The 15955-nt window shown below is 36.7% G+C and carries 11 protein-coding genes and 2 rRNA genes; 1 reads left to right on the forward strand and 12 read right to left on the reverse strand.

All coding sequences use genetic code 11. From position 1 onward, the window contains the following. A partial coding sequence (locus A9G34_RS05355; RefSeq protein ID WP_141670349.1) for a DDE-type integrase/transposase/recombinase occupies positions 1-381 on the forward strand: 381 nt, incomplete at its 5' end. A 464-nt stretch (positions 382-845) separates the two neighbouring features. On the opposite strand, the gene gltP is transcribed toward A9G34_RS05355, so the two are convergent. From gltP to A9G34_RS05415, 12 genes are all read right to left on the reverse strand, one after another. Continuing rightward, positions 846-2156 carry a glutamate/aspartate:proton symporter GltP gene (gene gltP / locus A9G34_RS05360; RefSeq protein WP_065569153.1) on the reverse strand — a complete coding sequence of 437 codons (1311 nt, stop codon included), beginning with the start codon at positions 2154-2156 and terminating at the stop codon, positions 846-848. A gap of 87 nt (positions 2157-2243) precedes the next feature. Then, on the reverse strand, positions 2244-4943 hold the full coding sequence (gene gyrA, locus A9G34_RS05365; protein WP_081295280.1) for a DNA topoisomerase (ATP-hydrolyzing) subunit A: 2700 nt from the start codon (positions 4941-4943) through the stop codon (positions 2244-2246). 98 nt (positions 4944-5041) lie between these two features. After that, a complete protein-coding gene (locus A9G34_RS05370; RefSeq protein ID WP_034947085.1) occupies positions 5042-5620 on the reverse strand; it encodes an SIS domain-containing protein in 579 nt (192 codons plus the stop codon). A gap of 19 nt (positions 5621-5639) precedes the next feature. Continuing rightward, the gene (locus A9G34_RS05375) at positions 5640-5984 is read right to left on the reverse strand and encodes a YraN family protein (RefSeq protein WP_034946966.1); all 345 of its coding nucleotides are present in this window, start codon (positions 5982-5984) and stop codon (positions 5640-5642) included. Then, positions 5977-7830 carry a penicillin-binding protein activator gene (locus tag A9G34_RS05380; RefSeq protein WP_065569149.1) on the reverse strand — a complete coding sequence of 618 codons (1854 nt, stop codon included), beginning with the start codon at positions 7828-7830 and terminating at the stop codon, positions 5977-5979. Before A9G34_RS05380 ends, A9G34_RS05375 begins: the two co-directional genes overlap by 8 nt. Positions 7831-7851: 21 nt before the next feature. Then, on the reverse strand, positions 7852-8934 hold the full coding sequence (gene rlmM / locus A9G34_RS05385) for a 23S rRNA (cytidine(2498)-2'-O)-methyltransferase RlmM (RefSeq protein ID WP_065569150.1): 1083 nt from the start codon (positions 8932-8934) through the stop codon (positions 7852-7854). A gap of 45 nt (positions 8935-8979) precedes the next feature. Then, positions 8980-9930, reverse strand: coding sequence for an LpxL/LpxP family Kdo(2)-lipid IV(A) lauroyl/palmitoleoyl acyltransferase (lpxL, locus tag A9G34_RS05390; protein ID WP_065569154.1), 951 nt, complete (start codon positions 9928-9930; stop codon positions 8980-8982). A 185-nt stretch (positions 9931-10115) separates the two neighbouring features. Next, on the reverse strand, positions 10116-10910 hold the full coding sequence (gene thyA / locus A9G34_RS05395) for a thymidylate synthase (protein ID WP_065569151.1): 795 nt from the start codon (positions 10908-10910) through the stop codon (positions 10116-10118). Further along, complete coding sequence (gene lgt, locus A9G34_RS05400) at positions 10907-11776, reverse strand: prolipoprotein diacylglyceryl transferase (RefSeq protein WP_065569152.1); 870 nt, start codon at positions 11774-11776, stop codon at positions 10907-10909. The genes thyA and lgt overlap by 4 nt, the downstream gene beginning before the upstream one ends. After that, positions 11773-12345 (reverse strand): RNA pyrophosphohydrolase, encoded by a 573-nt coding sequence (gene rppH, locus A9G34_RS05405; protein ID WP_034946981.1) that lies wholly within the window; start codon positions 12343-12345, stop codon positions 11773-11775. Before rppH ends, lgt begins: the two co-directional genes overlap by 4 nt. A gap of 253 nt (positions 12346-12598) precedes the next feature. Next, positions 12599-12714: ribosomal RNA gene (rrf, locus tag A9G34_RS05410) — 5S ribosomal RNA — on the reverse strand. A 156-nt stretch (positions 12715-12870) separates the two neighbouring features. Continuing rightward, a 23S ribosomal RNA gene (locus A9G34_RS05415) occupies positions 12871-15770 on the reverse strand. Between the last annotated feature and the right edge of the window lie 185 nt (positions 15771-15955).

A 15955-nucleotide genomic window follows, 5' to 3' on the forward strand; every position in this document is an offset into this window, starting at 1 on the left:
TTTCCTAAATGCTTTAATCGTATCAGAAAGCTCGGCTATAAATGGAATCATAAACGGGTATATCGGGTGTATTGTGAATTAAAGCTTAATCTCAGGATAAAGCGTAAACAGCGCATTCCTCCACGAAGCCCAGAAAGGCTATCAGCACCCAATAAACAAGGTGAATGTTGGTCAATGGATTTTATGAGTGACAGTAGTCGTAATCAGCGTCGCTTTAGAACATTCAATGTCATCGATGACTTTAATCGTGAGGCGTTAGGGATTGATATTGCAGTAAGCTTACCAGCAGGAAGGATCACCCGTTACTTAGATAAACTGGCTGAATATCATGGGTATCCATTAAAAATACGAGTAGATAATGGACCAGAATTTACAGTGTAAATACCCCATAGTAAGTACAAGACTAACGTAGAAAATTATGTTACTTATTTTAGTGTTTTATATTCATTCAATGAGGAGATATAATTTAATCCTTATGAAGAATTTCATCAGAACAGGGGTTATTATAACGTTTAGCTTGTCATCTTAATTTAAAGCCATATCACACTTACCTGACATAATTCCCTCAACTATAAATAATTATGGTATCGAACTTTTTACTTTAGAGGTAAGTAATATAGAAAAAGCTTTTGCAAATATTAAACAACTAAGTTATGCAATTAAGTTCCTCTTTATGACAAAAGAAGACATTACAAAGTCCATTTTTTCTGATGAGTAACCATGATAGAGTGAAAGTTGAAATTGATATGACAAAATATTTCTAATATCTATAATATATGTTTTGCGTAAAACTACCTGATAAACAAGTAGTTTTTTTGAATAAATTAATCTACATAATTATTTTATTATTTCAAATACTGATGTTCATAAGCCCTTGCTTTTTTATCGTCAAAAACATGTTCCCAACGTGCAATAACAATTGCTGCAAGTGCATTACCAACCACATTAACTACTGTTCTCCCCATATCTAAAATACGTTCTACCCCCATAATATAGCCAATCCCTTCAAGAGGAATACCAACACTGCCTAGTGTTGCTGATAAAACAAGGATTGAAGCGCCAGGCACACCGGCAATCCCTTTAGATGCAATCATTAAGGTGATAACAATAATAACCTGATCCAAAATAGTTAAATCTATATGGAATAACTGTGCTAAAAAGATAACAGTAATACTTTGATAAAGTGTTGAACCATCGAGATTAAATGAATAGCCTGTAGGAATAACAAAACTAGTTATCGATTTTGGTGCTCCATAAGCTTCCATTTTTTCAATTATTTTAGGCAATGCAGTTTCAGAACTTGCCGTAGAAAATGCGATCACTAATTCTTCTTTCAATATTTTTAATAATGTAAAAATATTAAACTTGCAAAGTTTACAAACAAATCCTAATACCACTAGCGTAAAAATAACCATTGCCGAATAGATGGTTAAAATTAATTTAAGTAATGGAAGTAGAGATTCAAATCCATATTTAGCAATCGTTACCGTGATAAGTGCAAAAACACCAATAGGTGCATAACGCATTATCATATTAGTTACCTTAAACATGGTATCAGAAACTACTTTTAAAAAGAAAAGAAAAGGTTCACGTTGTTTATCTGGCAAAGACATTAAGCCAAGACCAAAAAAGACACAAAAGAAAATTACAGGTAAAACAGCACCGTCCGCCATAGCTTTAAAGATATTAGCAGGAATCATATCAAGAATCATAACAATTAAACCATGAGGTTTTCCACTTAATTCTCCTGCTGCTTTTTCATATTTGCTGACATCTGCTACAGCAAGTGTTGAAAGATCAATCCCCACTCCAGGCGCAAAAATATTTCCCCAGCAAAGACCTAATAAAATAGCAATAGTTGTAATAATCTCAAAATAAACTATTGTTTTTAAACCTAGTGCCCCTAATCGTTTCGAACCACCAATACCTGCAATACCCAAAGTTAATGTGCTAAGTATAATAGGCAATACAATCATTTTAATTAAATGGATAAAGATATCGCCCGCTGGTTGGAAAATATTAATTATCGAAAATTGATAATAAGAGTGTAAAGGATGGCTAGGAATAGAGAGTTCATATAAATAAGCACCCACCGCGATCCCTAAAATTAAAGCAATCAAAATCTGCCATGCAAGATTTGTTAAGATTTTTTTTATAAAAAATGACATCTAATACTATTCCTTCTCACGGTTCTTAAAATAAAAAAGGATTAGCAAGACTAATCCTTTTAAATTATTAAATAATTAATCTTCGTATTCCTGATGTGAATCAGCCCGTTCATTATTTTCCGATACCTCCGATTCACTTGCGTCATCTTCTGTTTCGGCTATTCGTTGTAACCCGACAACTTTTTCATTGTCAGCTGTTCGAATAAGCATGACACCTTGAGTGTTACGGCCAACAATACTTACCTCTGAAACACGAGTACGAACAAGTGTTCCTCCATCTGTGATTAGCATGATTTGATCGGTTTCATCAACTTGAACTGCGCCAACAACAGTACCATTTCGCTCACTAACTTTGATTGAAATAACACCTTTAGTTGCCCTTGATTTGGTTGGGTATAGTTCTTGCTGTGTGCGTTTACCATATCCATTTTGAGTTGCAGTTAGAATTGCACCGTTACCTCTAGGTACAATTAATGAAACCACTTTATCATCACTATCAAGTTTTATGCCACGTACACCTGCAGCCGTTCTGCCCATACAACGAACTTTATTGGCTGGGAAACGAACAACTTTACCATTAGCAGAGAATAACATAATATCTTCAGTCGTTGAGATTTCACCAATCAGGTTATCATCTTCTGAGTCAATCTCTTCAACAATGGCATCATCATAAAGTTCTTCATCATCAACAATAGCTGAAAGATCATTGCTAGTTAAATCAACGCCGATTAACTCATCATCATCGCGCAAATTAATCGCAATAATACCGCCACTTCGTGGACGACTAAACTCAATTAAAGATGTTTTCTTAACTGTACCTTGTGCTGTAGCCATAAATACGCAATGTTCATCATCAAATTCTCGAACAGGTAAGATTGCAGTGATTCGTTCGTTTTCTTCAAGAGGTAACAAATTAATAATTGGACGACCTCGAGAACCTCGGCTGGCTTCGGGCAATTGGTAAACTTTCATCCAATATAATCGACCTCGACTTGAGAAGCAAAGAATCGTATCATGAGTATTGGCAACTAATAGTTTTTCGACAAAGTCTTCTTCTTTAATTTTAGTGGCAGATTTACCTTTACCACCACGTCGTTGAGCTTCATAATCTGAAAGTGGTTGATATTTTACATAACCTTGATGGGAAAGAGTAACGACCACATCTTCTTGAGCAATAAGATCTTCAATATTAATATCTGCACTGCTCGCTGTAATTTCTGTTCGTCTAGCATCTTGGAATTGTTCTCGAACGCTTTCTAATTCTTCACGAATTACTTCCATTAAACGTTCTGAGCTGGCTAAAATATGCAATAATTCACCAATTTGAAGCAATAATTCTTTGTATTCATCAAGAATTTTTTCATGTTCAAGGCCGGTTAAGCGGTGTAAGCGGAGATCTAAAATCGCTTGAGCTTGTGCTTCTGATAAATAATAACGTCCATCATGAATACCAAACTCTGGAGCTAAATCTTCTGGTCTAGCTGCATCATTACCTGCTTTTTCTAGCATGGCAGCAACATTTCCAAGTTGCCAAGCTTGGCTCAATAATTTAGTTTTTGCTTCACTAGGTGTTGCAGCAGCACGAATGAGCTCAATGATAGGATCAATATTGGCAAGTGCGATTGCCAAACCTTCTAATACATGAGCTCGTTCGCGTGCTTTGCGTAATTCATAAATGGTTCGACGAGTTACAACTTCACGGCGATGAAGAATAAAAGCTTCAATCATCTCACGTAAATTTAACAACTTAGGTTGCCCCTTATACAAGGCGACCATATTAATACCAAATGAAACTTGTAATTGAGTTAAAGAAAAAAGGTTATTTAAAACAACTTCACCAACCGCATCACGTTTTATTTCAATAACAATACGCATACCGTCTTTATCTGATTCATCACGTAATGCCGAAATACCTTCTATTTTTTTATCTTTAACTAATTCTGCAATTTTTTCGATCAGTTTTTTCTTATTAACCTGATACGGTATCTCATTAACAATAATGGTCTCACGTCCACTATGATCATCAACTTCTATGGTAGCTTTAGAGCGAATATAAATAATACCACGACCTGTGCGATATGCATTTTCAATACCTTTTCGACCATTAATTAATGCTGCTGTTGGAAAATCTGGCCCATGGATATACTTCATTAAACCATCGACTGAAATATTTTCGTCTTCAATAAAAGCCAAGCAACCATTGATAACTTCAGAGAGATTGTGAGGAGGAATATTAGTTGCCATACCAACTGCAATTCCTGAAGAACCATTAATTAATAAATTTGGAATACGAGTTGGTAGCACATCAGGAATCATTTCTGATCCATCATAGTTTGGCGAGAAATCAACAGTCTCTTTATCAAGATCAGTTAATAATGCTCCGGCAAATTTTTGCATTCGAATTTCGGTATAACGCATTGCTGCAGCTGAATCACCATCAACAGAACCAAAGTTACCTTGACCATCAACCAACATATAACGTAATGAGAATGGTTGAGCCATACGTACAATTGTGTCATAAACTGCTGAATCACCATGTGGATGGTATTTACCGATTACATCCCCAACAACACGAGCAGACTTCCTATAAGGTTTATTCCAATCATATCCAGCTTCATGCATTGCAAATAAAACACGTCTATGTACAGGCTTTAAACCATCGCGCACATCTGGTAACGCACGACCAACAATAACTGACATTGCATAATCAAGATATGAGGATTTTAGTTCATCCTCGATATTAACGGGGGTTATTTCTTTGGCTAGTTCGGTCATAACACCAAATTCTCTTAATAATTTAATTCATTAAAACAGCTTATAATTGTAGCATAATATTCATTATTAAGGCAGAACAAAACTATTTTTATTTCTATTTATTCAGCGTGATTAAATAGATTATTTTCAATCAATTGACATAAACAGTTTAAAATCATAGCATGCATTTCATAAGCCATGACTTTTTTATAAGATGGAATTCTAATTTCGATATCATTTTGTCCCAATAAACCAATAACTTCACCACCATCAAATGCTGTTAATGCAACAATTTTCATATCTTTAATTACCGCTTCTTGAACAGCGCGGATAATTGCTCGGCTTTTACCTTGGCAAGTTGCTACAATTAAAATATCACCTTGTTGACCTAATGCCTGAATTTGGCGGGCATAAATTTCTTCATGATTAACAATGGCACTTAATAAAACGTTATCAGATACTAATGCTAAAGCAGGAATACTTGGTCTTTCTATAGCAATGCTAGTAATCAATCGTGAAGTAAAACTTTGCACATTAGCAGCAGAAGAACCATTACCACAGCTCATAATTTTATTGCCACTAAGCAAACCTTCAACAATAATTTTAGCGGCTTTTTCAATTGAGAATCCCAATGATTCAGCCATCACAATTTGTGTTTGTATACTTTCTGTAAAGTAATTTTTAATTAAATCTTGCACGTTTTCACCTAAAAAAATATTAAAACGCATTGATAATCCATTGTTGGTTTTTACCAGTAATGGCAAAAACATCAAATCTAAACTCTGTTTCTTCAATATTTAAATTTTGTGCTACCATCCAAAGTTGAGCCGCTTGTTTAATTTTGGTCTGTTTACTGAGTGTTACAGTCATTTCTGCATGACCAAAATTAGCATTTTTCCGATAACGCACTTCAATGAAGACCAAACATTTTTTATCTTGCATGATTAGATCAAGCTCACCATAGCGATATTGACTATTTTTTGCAATAAGTTTAAGTCCTTGCTTAATTAAGTACTGGCAAGCAATATTTTCATAATGCTCACCAATTTGTTTTTTATTCATTCTTCGAATTAGACTTAGCTGAACCGTATGTATATTGCTGCCAAGATAATGCACGTGTTACTTCGCAAAGATTATTTGTTGATAGCTTACCTGTCAGACCATCTAAGAAATTAGGTTCATAAGAATCTAATTGATTAAAACGGTTAGCAAGTCGCCAAGCATCAACTCCCATAGCATAAAAACGCATTAATGAATAATCTTTTTGTATATTATCTGGAATATCAATGGGAAAATTTAGCTGATTTATGATTAAAGGAATTTCTGCATAGTCGGTTTGATTCATGTCATAATAAAAATCATCAGATGCATTGGCAACATGGCTTTTAGAGCTTGAATAGAGTGCAATCTCAGAAGATGATGAGTTGCCAATAGGTTTGTTTGCCCCCATATCAAGCATAGGTTTGATAAGCATTAATTCATCATACGAAGAATATATATATACAGCATCAAATTCGTCTGATTCCCCTTCTGGTACTACAGACGTTTCATTAAGGATAATAGGGTTGCCAAGAAGTTTGATACCTATATTGTGATTCATGTCAGCACTTAATGCTTTAGCATTACCAAAATATTGCACATATGTTTGTGAACTATTCGCTGATACTTGAGACCATTGTTCTGCAAAACTTTGAGCAACTCGTTGACCTAATTCGCTCTGGGGAACTAATAATAAAGGTCTTAATTTATTTTGTGCATAAATATGATTCGCAGCATCTCTAGCTTCATCTTCTGGAGATAGTGCAAAGTAGCATATTTTATTAGAGTTGCTTGTACTTTTATCAACTTTATTTAGAGCCAAAATGGGAGTACTTAAAGCTAATTGTTTAATTTTTGTAACATCGCTTTTTAGCAAAGGGCCAACAATTAATTCAACATTTTGTTCTTGAGCTTGCTGAATAAGGGCATCAATAGAGGCGCTAGTAGTATCCAATACAATAACATTTTGTTGAGGCTCTTTTGGATAAATCTTTATTGCATCTAAATATCCCTGACGAATAATTTCACCAAATATACTAGAAGAACCTTTTAGCGGTAATAATAATGCAACTTTTTTTGCATTTACATCAACGGAAAGCGTTTGCTCTCCTGTTAATACTGGTAATATACCTTTAGCTGGATGGTCTGAATACCGTATAGCCCAATCTTGAATAGCTCTTTTTAATGAATCTTTTTGTTGCTGAAATTTTGCTTCCATCGTTTCAGCGGTATCATCTTCTTGTACTTGAGATATTTTACTATTATTTTGATAAACATAACTTAACTCAATCCAACCTTGTAAAGTTGTTTCACTTTCAAGAATTGTTATCTGATGGATTTGTTGAGCTTGTAATTTACTAAAGAAATCCCATGTACTATTGAGTATTTGTTTTTTCTGATTTTTAGATGCATATTTTTCTAGTTCAACGTAATCATGAGATTGAGCATTTAAGTTTTCATTTTTGTTATCTATTGATAATTTGATTGTGTAATAACGATATAGTTGAGATGGGTTTAAATCTTCAATAGATAATTGATTAATTCTAAATGATTTTCCTTTTTTTATAGCAAGTTCACCTTGTGATAGTAATTTTTCATTTAACTGCTCTACATTTAGATCAGAAGGTAATTTAGATAATAATGTATTTGCCTGGGAAAGCTTATTTTCTTTAATCAAGGCACGAATAGCTAATAATTGCCAATTTATTTTTGCCGTTCCTGAACTAGATTCAACTTGTAAAAGATAGTATTTCGAATCTTTACTATCATCAAAATCAGAAAATTTATTTGAAAAAGTTCCAGTACATCCTACTAAAAGTGTAAATAATGCCAATATTAACATGGCATAAATGGAGCATTTTAAATTCATACCTATTTCTCTTGTAAATTGTTATCCCCAAATTCGTTGAACATGAACCGTGACTTCTTCCCGATCATGATAAAGCTGCTTAGCTTGAATTTGAACGTTAATATGTTTGTTATTTAATTTTTCATTCAGCAATTGTAGATTTTGTTTTACTTCCTCATAACGTTTTTTCATCGGAAGTTTAAGATTAAAAATAGCCTCTCTACACCAACCACTAATAAGCCATTTAGTAATTAATTCCGTCACTTTAGATGGTTTTTCAACCATATCACAAACCAACCAGTAAATATTATGTTTTTTGGGTTCAAATTTGAAGCCATCTTCACGATAATGTTTGACTTGTCCCGTCTCCATTAATTTCGAATTCATTGTGCCATTATCAATAGCATAAACTATCATGCTACGTTTAACTAGTTGATATGTCCAACCTCCAGGAGAAGCCCCCAAGTCAACTGCATTTAACCCACTTTTTAGTCGCTCATCCCATTCCTCATAGGGAATGAAGATATGAAAAGCTTCTTCCAGTTTTAAAGTAGAACGGCTTGGTGCATCATTTGGAAACCTTAGTCTAGGTATTCCCATATAAAATGGGGAGTTATTTTGATTATAAGAATAACCAACATAACAACTATTGTTATTAATAAAAAACAGATGGATAACTGGTTTTGATGCGTCGTGAATTTTTGATAAAATTTGTTTATTTCGTAATGCCTGACGAAGTGGGACAGTAAACTTACGACAAAATCCAGTCAATTCTTTACCTTCATTAGTATCGGGGATCTCGACTCTCAAATCACCTGCTTTATCAATACACCCCGTTAGAACATCAATTATAGGGGAAATACGATCTTTTGTTGGCAAATTAGCAAGCATATCGCCTACTATAAACATTTGTCGTGCAAAAATGAGTGTTCGAAAAGCTAATTCTTTTATTAATATTTGAGCATCTTCGCTTTGATAACATTCAAAAATAGCATACCCTTCATTGTCTTTGACTTTGGCAAATCCAAATATATTTTTTTGCGCAGCTCTATCTGTAATCTCTGCTGCGCATTCTTTTTCAAATCCAGAACGACAATATAAAATAATTTTGTTTAACTTTTGCATAATTGTTTTTTGATTATTTCTCCAATACTATAAAAGATATCTATACTAATCAGACTGTACGTTATCTGTATATAAAGGAGCCTCACCTTTTGGGCGAGTTTTGAATCGTCGGTGTAACCACATGTATTGTTCAGGAGCTCTTAAAATTTCGTTTTCAATTGCTTTATTCATAAATGTTGCAGCAAGTATATCATCGTCAACTGGATAGTCCTTGAGCTCAGATGTAACATAAACAGTATAACATCGATTTTTCTCGCGCTTAGGTGTAAAAGGAATAATTGCAGGCTGTCCAAGTTTAACTAATATCCGAGTACCAACAGTTGTTGCAGCTTTTTCTACTGAAAATAGAGGTGCAAATACACTATTTTTGGGACCATAATCATGATCCGGTGCATACCAAAGTAATTCACCATCTTTTAATGCTCGAATCATACCTTTTGTATTATAACGATCAATCATGTATTTATTTGATTTTAAACGCCCTTTAAGCTGTATGTAATCCATGACAGGATTATCGTTAGGTCTGTAAACACCAACTCCAGGATGACTCATTCCCAAAATTCGAGCACCTAACTCTAGGGTTAAAAAATGTATACCAATAAGTAATACGCCTTGCCCTGATTGTTGTATTTGTGTAATGTGAGAATCACCAACAATAGAGGAAATTTTGGCAAGTCTCCTATCTGACCAAAACCAAGCCATACCCGTTTCAAATATTGCTAACCCAGTCGATATAAAGTTTTCACGCAATAGCCGTTCAAGTTCTTGTTGTGTTTTTTCGGGAAAACAAAGTTTCAGATTTTGCCTTGCAGTTTCCTTGCGTTTACCAATTAATTTCATTGAAAATAATCCTAAACCTTTTCCTAAGTAATAAATAATCGGATATGGTAATAAAACAATTAGATATAAAATACCGATGCAAAACCACGTTATCCAATAACGTGGATGCAATAAACGTTTAGTAAATTCTGGTTGAATTCCCTGATGTTGACTCATATTAAGTTTAATCATTTATTTAAACAAAGTTAGTTATTATATGCCATTCTGTTATTAATCCACAGAAAAAATAGAACCAATCGTTCTAGGAGTTTTGACGATTTTCTGCAATTAATATAATGGTTAAAATAAAGAAAATAAAAGTTTATTGAATTAGCTCTCATTATTTCTCTATTTTTTTAATGTTAAATAGCAACAGGTGCTTTAATTGCAGGATAAGGATCATAGTTAATAATATCAAAATCCTCAAATTTATAATCAAATATAGTAGGAGGTTTACGTCTAATCACCAATTTTGGTAATTTTCTTGGTTTACGACCTAATTGTAATTGTGCTTGTTCCATATGATTAGAATAAAGATGGGTATCCCCTCCAGTCCAAACAAAATCCCCGACGTCTAAATCACACTGTTGTGCAATCATATGAACCAACAATGAATAGCTAGCAATATTGAATGGTAATCCTAAAAAAACATCACATGAACGCTGGTAAAGTTGACAAGACAACTTACCTCCTGCGACATAAAATTGGAAAAATGCATGGCATGGAGCTAATGCCATTTGATCGAGCTCTCCAACATTCCAAGCAGAAACAATTATACGTCGAGAATTAGGATCATTTTTAATTTGTGAAATCAATTGCGATATTTGATCGATTTGGCGACCATCACTAGCCCCCCATGCACGCCATTGTTTACCATAAATTGGGCCTAAATTACCATTTTCATCAGCCCATTCATCCCAGATGGTTACTTTATTATCTTGTAAATATTTAATATTGGTATCGCCTTTTAAGAACCACAATAACTCGTGAATAATTGAGCGAAAATGACATTTTTTTGTTGTGACTAACGGAAAACCATCTTGTAAATTAAATCGCATTTGGTGACCAAAAATAGATAACGTTCCAGTACTCGTCCGATCTAACTTAGGTATACCTTCATCTAAAATTTTTTTCATTAATACTAAATATTGTTTCATCGTGTTTTTGCCTTATTATTAAATCTATACGAAAATAAAAGAATTAAAATACCACCAATAATCATTGGTAGACATAATATTTGTCCCATACTGATAATATTTAAAAATAAGCCTAACTGCTCATCTGGTTGTCGAAAAAATTCTATAACAAATCTAAATAAACCATAGCAAAATAAAAATACCCCAGATACAGCACCAGTAGGTCTTGGTTTTCGAATAAAAATATTTAAAATAATAAACAGTACTATTCCTTCAAATACCATTTCATAAATTTGCGACGGGTGCCTAGGTAAAATGCCATTTAGCTTTGAATAAAGCGAAAACCATTCAGGATGAGATTGTACAAATTTAAAATCAGCATAAGAAGAAGTCGGAAATAGCATACCAATAGGCAAGTTAGTTACTCTTCCCCAAAGCTCTCCATTAATAAAATTACCAAATCTTCCAAACATCAATCCAATAGGTACAAGAGGAGCAACAAAATCTCCCACTTGCATAAAAGTTTTGTTTGCCTTTTTAGCAAAAATAGCAATAACAAAAATTGCCCCAATCAAACCACCATGAAAGGACATGCCTCCTTCCCAGACTTTAAATAACACTATAGGGTTTTTAATAAAAGTAGCAAAATTGTAAAAAAATACATACCCCAATCTTCCTCCAATAAAAAGGCCTAAAAACCCCCAAAATAATAAATTTTCTACCTGTTGCAATGTCCATTGATTATTTGATTTGTCCACTCGACGCTTAGCCAAGTAAAATGCGCCAAGCACACCAAACAAATACATTGCACCGTACCAATGAAGTGATATTGGGCCAATTGAAAAGACAATTGGATCAAAATTAGGAAATTTTAAATATTGATTCATTTTTTTATACGCTTTTTATTTTTACGTTTATGAACAAAGGAATTAAATCGTTTCTTTTTAGAATTATTTATTGATGAAATCTCTATTTCAGACTGTATCGAAAAAACAAACAATGAGAATTCTTTCATTGCTTTTCTATATACATCACGCTTGAAAGCTATAACTTGTCGTATAGGATACCAATAATTTACCCATTTCCAATCATCAAATTCAGGATTTGGGGACATGTTAAGGTTAATTACCGATGTGTCAGAGATTAGTTGTAATAAAAACCACTTCTGCTTTTGTCCGATACATACAGGTTGATTTTCCCATCTTATCATTCGTTTAGGTAATTTATACCGCAACCAACCATTAGTAACAGATAAAATTTTTACATCTTTTGGTAATAACCCTACTTCTTCATTTAGTTCACGAAACATCGCCTGCTCAGGAGTTTCGTTTTGTTTTATTCCGCCCTGAGGAAATTGCCAAGAATTTTGCCCAAAACGACGGGCCCAAAGTACTTGGCCATGCTGGTTACAAATAACTATTCCTACATTTGGACGGTAGCCATCATTGTCGATCACTGACTACCTCAAAAATCTATTTTTATATGACTAAATTGTTTCATACATACAAGAATAAATAAATAGTAAAATGATATTAATCGAATAAATATACTAATAAATAAGTTATTTTTTATACTCCTTAAATATTGTGATTATTATTTATTCACATTCCAAGCGTATTTATTCTTTTATATAGCAAGGCTTGTTCTAAAGATAATTAATAGACATAAAAAAGCCCAGCATCTCTGCTGGGCTCTCTATAATTTAAAAAGTCTGGCGGCACCCTACTCTCACATGGGTAATACCCACACTACCATCGGCACTACGGCGTTTCACTTCTGAGTTCGGCATGGGGTCAGGTGGGACCACCGCGCTATTACCGCCAGACATATTCTTTTCTCTTCTACAATCAGTGCTCATTATCTCATAATAACACCAATCTCTCAATTCGGAACAAACCACTCAATCAACATTTAATCCAATTTCGATGACTTAGTCATCAAACGCTTCTCTTCACGTAATCACAAAACAACTCCGAGTTGTAAGGTTAAGACTCTCGGTTCATTAGTATCAGTTAGCTCAATGTATCACTACACTTACACACCTGACCTATCTACGTCTTAGTCTCAAACGAACCTTACTGAATCTCTTCAGGGAAAACTCATCTTAAGGCTAGTTTCGTGCTTAGATGCTTTCAGCACTTATCTATTCCGCACGTAGCTACCGGGCAATGCAATTGGCATCACAACCCGAACACCAGCGGTGCGTTCACTTCGGTCCTCTCGTACTAGAAGCAAACCCTCTCAATTTTCCTACGCCCATGGCAGATAGGGACCGAACTGTCTCACGACGTTCTAAACCCAGCTCGCGTACCACTTTAAACGGCGAACAGCCGTACCCTTGGGACCTACTTCAGCCCCAGGATGTGATGAGCCGACATCGAGGTGCCAAACACCGCCGTCGATATGAACTCTTGGGCGGTATCAGCCTGTTATCCCCGGAGTACCTTTTATCCGTTGAGCGATGGCCCTTCCATTCAGAACCACCGGATCACTATGACCTACTTTCGTACCTGCTCGAGCCGTCACTCTCGCAGTCAAGCTAGCTTTTGCCATTGCACTAACCTCCTGATGTCCGACCAGGATTAGCTAACCTTCGTGCTCCTCCGTTACTCTTTGGGAGGAGACCGCCCCAGTCAAACTACCCACCAGACAGTGTCCCTTACCTCGATTCAGAAGTATAGGTTAGAACATCAAACATTAAAGGGTGGTATTTCAAGGTCGACTCCACACACACTGGCGTGCATGCTTCTTTGCCTCCCACCTATCCTACACATTAAGGCTCAATGTTCACTGTCAAGCTATAGTAAAGGTTCACGGGGTCTTTCCGTCTTGCCACGGGTACACCGCATCTTCACGGCAAATTCAATTTCACTGAGTCTCGGGTGGAGACAGCCTGGCCATCATTACGCCATTCGTGCAGGTCGGAACTTACCCGACAAGGAATTTCGCTACCTTAGGACCGTTATAGTTACGGCCGCCGTTTACTGGGGCTTCGATCAGGAGCTTCTGCATTCGCATAACCCCATCAATTAACCTTCCAGCACCGGGCAGGCGTCACACCGTATACGTCCACTTTCGTGTTTGCACAGTGCTGTGTTTTTATTAAACAGTTGCAGCCAGCTGGTATCTTCGACTGATTTCACCTACATCCGCGTGGGAGTTCAATTACCATCAGCGTGCCTTCTCCCGAAGTTACGGCACCATTTTGCCTAGTTCCTTCACCCGAGTTCTCTCAAGCGCCTGAGTATTCTCTACCTGACCACCTGTGTCGGTTTCGGGTACGATTACCTATAACCTGAAGCTTAGAGGATTTTCCTGGAAGCTTGGCATCAATTACTTCACTACCTTAGTAGCTCGTCATCACGCCTCAGGGTCTCAGTGACCGGATTTGCCTAATCACACCCCTACACGCTTAAACCACCATCCAACAGGTGGATAACCTAGCCTTCTTCGTCCCCCCATCGCAGTTATAGCCAGTACGGGAATATTAACCCGTTTCCCATCAGATACGCCCTTCGGCCTCTCCTTAGGGGTCGACTCACCCTGCCCCGATTAACGTTGGACAGGAACCCTTGGTCTTCCGGCGAGCGGGCTTTTCACCCGCTTTATCGTTACTTATGTCAGCATTCGCACTTCTGATACCTCCAGCATGCCTCACAACATACCTTCTACGGCTTACAGAACGCTCCCCTACCCAATGCACTTACGTGCACTGCCGCAGCTTCGGTGCATAGTTTTAGCCCCGTTACATCTTCCGCGCAGGCCGACTCGACTAGTGAGCTATTACGCTTTCTTTAAATGATGGCTGCTTCTAAGCCAACATCCTAGCTGTCTAAGCCTTCCCACTTCGTTTCCCACTTAACTATGACTTTGGGACCTTAGCTGGCGGTCTGGGTTGTTTCCCTCTTCACGACGAACGTTAGCACCCGCCGTGTGTCTCCCATGATTAAACTTGTCAGTATTCGGAGTTTGCATCGGGTTGGTAAGCCGGGATGGCCCCCTAGCCGAAACAGTGCTCTACCCCCAACAGTTACTCATGAGGCGCTACCTAAATAGCTTTCGGGGAGAACCAGCTATCTCCCGGTTTGATTGGCCTTTCACCCCCAGCCACAGGTCATCCGCTAATTTTTCAACATTAGTCGGTTCGGTCCTCCAGTTAGTGTTAACCAACCTTCAACCTGCCCATGGCTAGATCACCGGGTTTCGGGTCTATACCCTGCAACTTAACGCACAGTTAATACTCGGTTTCCCTTCGGCTCCCCTATTCGGTTAACCTTGCTACAGAATATAAGTCGCTGACCCATTATACAAAAGGTACGCAGTCACACATATCTAATGATATATGCTCCCACTGATTGTACGTACACGGTTTCAGGGTCTATTTCACTCCCCTCCCGGGGTTCTTTTCGCCTTTCCCTCACGGTACTGGTTCACTATCGGTCAATCAGGAGTATTTAGCCTTGGAGGATGGTCCCCCCTTCTTCAGACAGGATATCACGTGTCCCGCCCTACTCTATAAGCTTCCACATAATATACTTTCGTGTACGGGACTTTCACCCTCTATAGTGCGACTTTCCTGAACGCTTCCACTAATATACTATGCTACCCGCTTGGGCTCCTCCCCTTTCGCTCGCCGCTACTCAGGGAATCTCGGTTGATTTCTTTTCCTCGGGGTACTTAGATGTTTCAGTTCTCCCGGTTCGCCTCATCTGACTATGGATTCATCAGACAATAATGTAGTTACCTACATTGGGTTTCCCCATTCGGACATCAACGGCTATAACGCTTTTTATCAGCTCACCGTCGCTTTTCGCAGATTAACACGTCCTTCTTCGCCTCTGATTGCCTAGGCATCCACCGTGTACGCTTAATTTCTTAACCTTACAACTCACAGTTGTCTTGGTTAATTACGCTTTCTTCTCTTTTCGCTTTCAGTCACCTATATTTACATTTCGATTCCTCCAGCAAAACGAGAACTCGTTTCTTTCAGCTTGTTCCTTATTGTTAAAGAGCTTTATCTTTCTATTCACTTAATAACTAAATTAAGTAAACACAAAAATAATTTT

The sequence above is a fragment of the Gilliamella sp. Choc4-2 genome (genome assembly GCF_001690355.1).
GTDB classification, from domain to species: domain Bacteria; phylum Pseudomonadota; class Gammaproteobacteria; order Enterobacterales; family Orbaceae; genus Gilliamella; species Gilliamella apicola_A.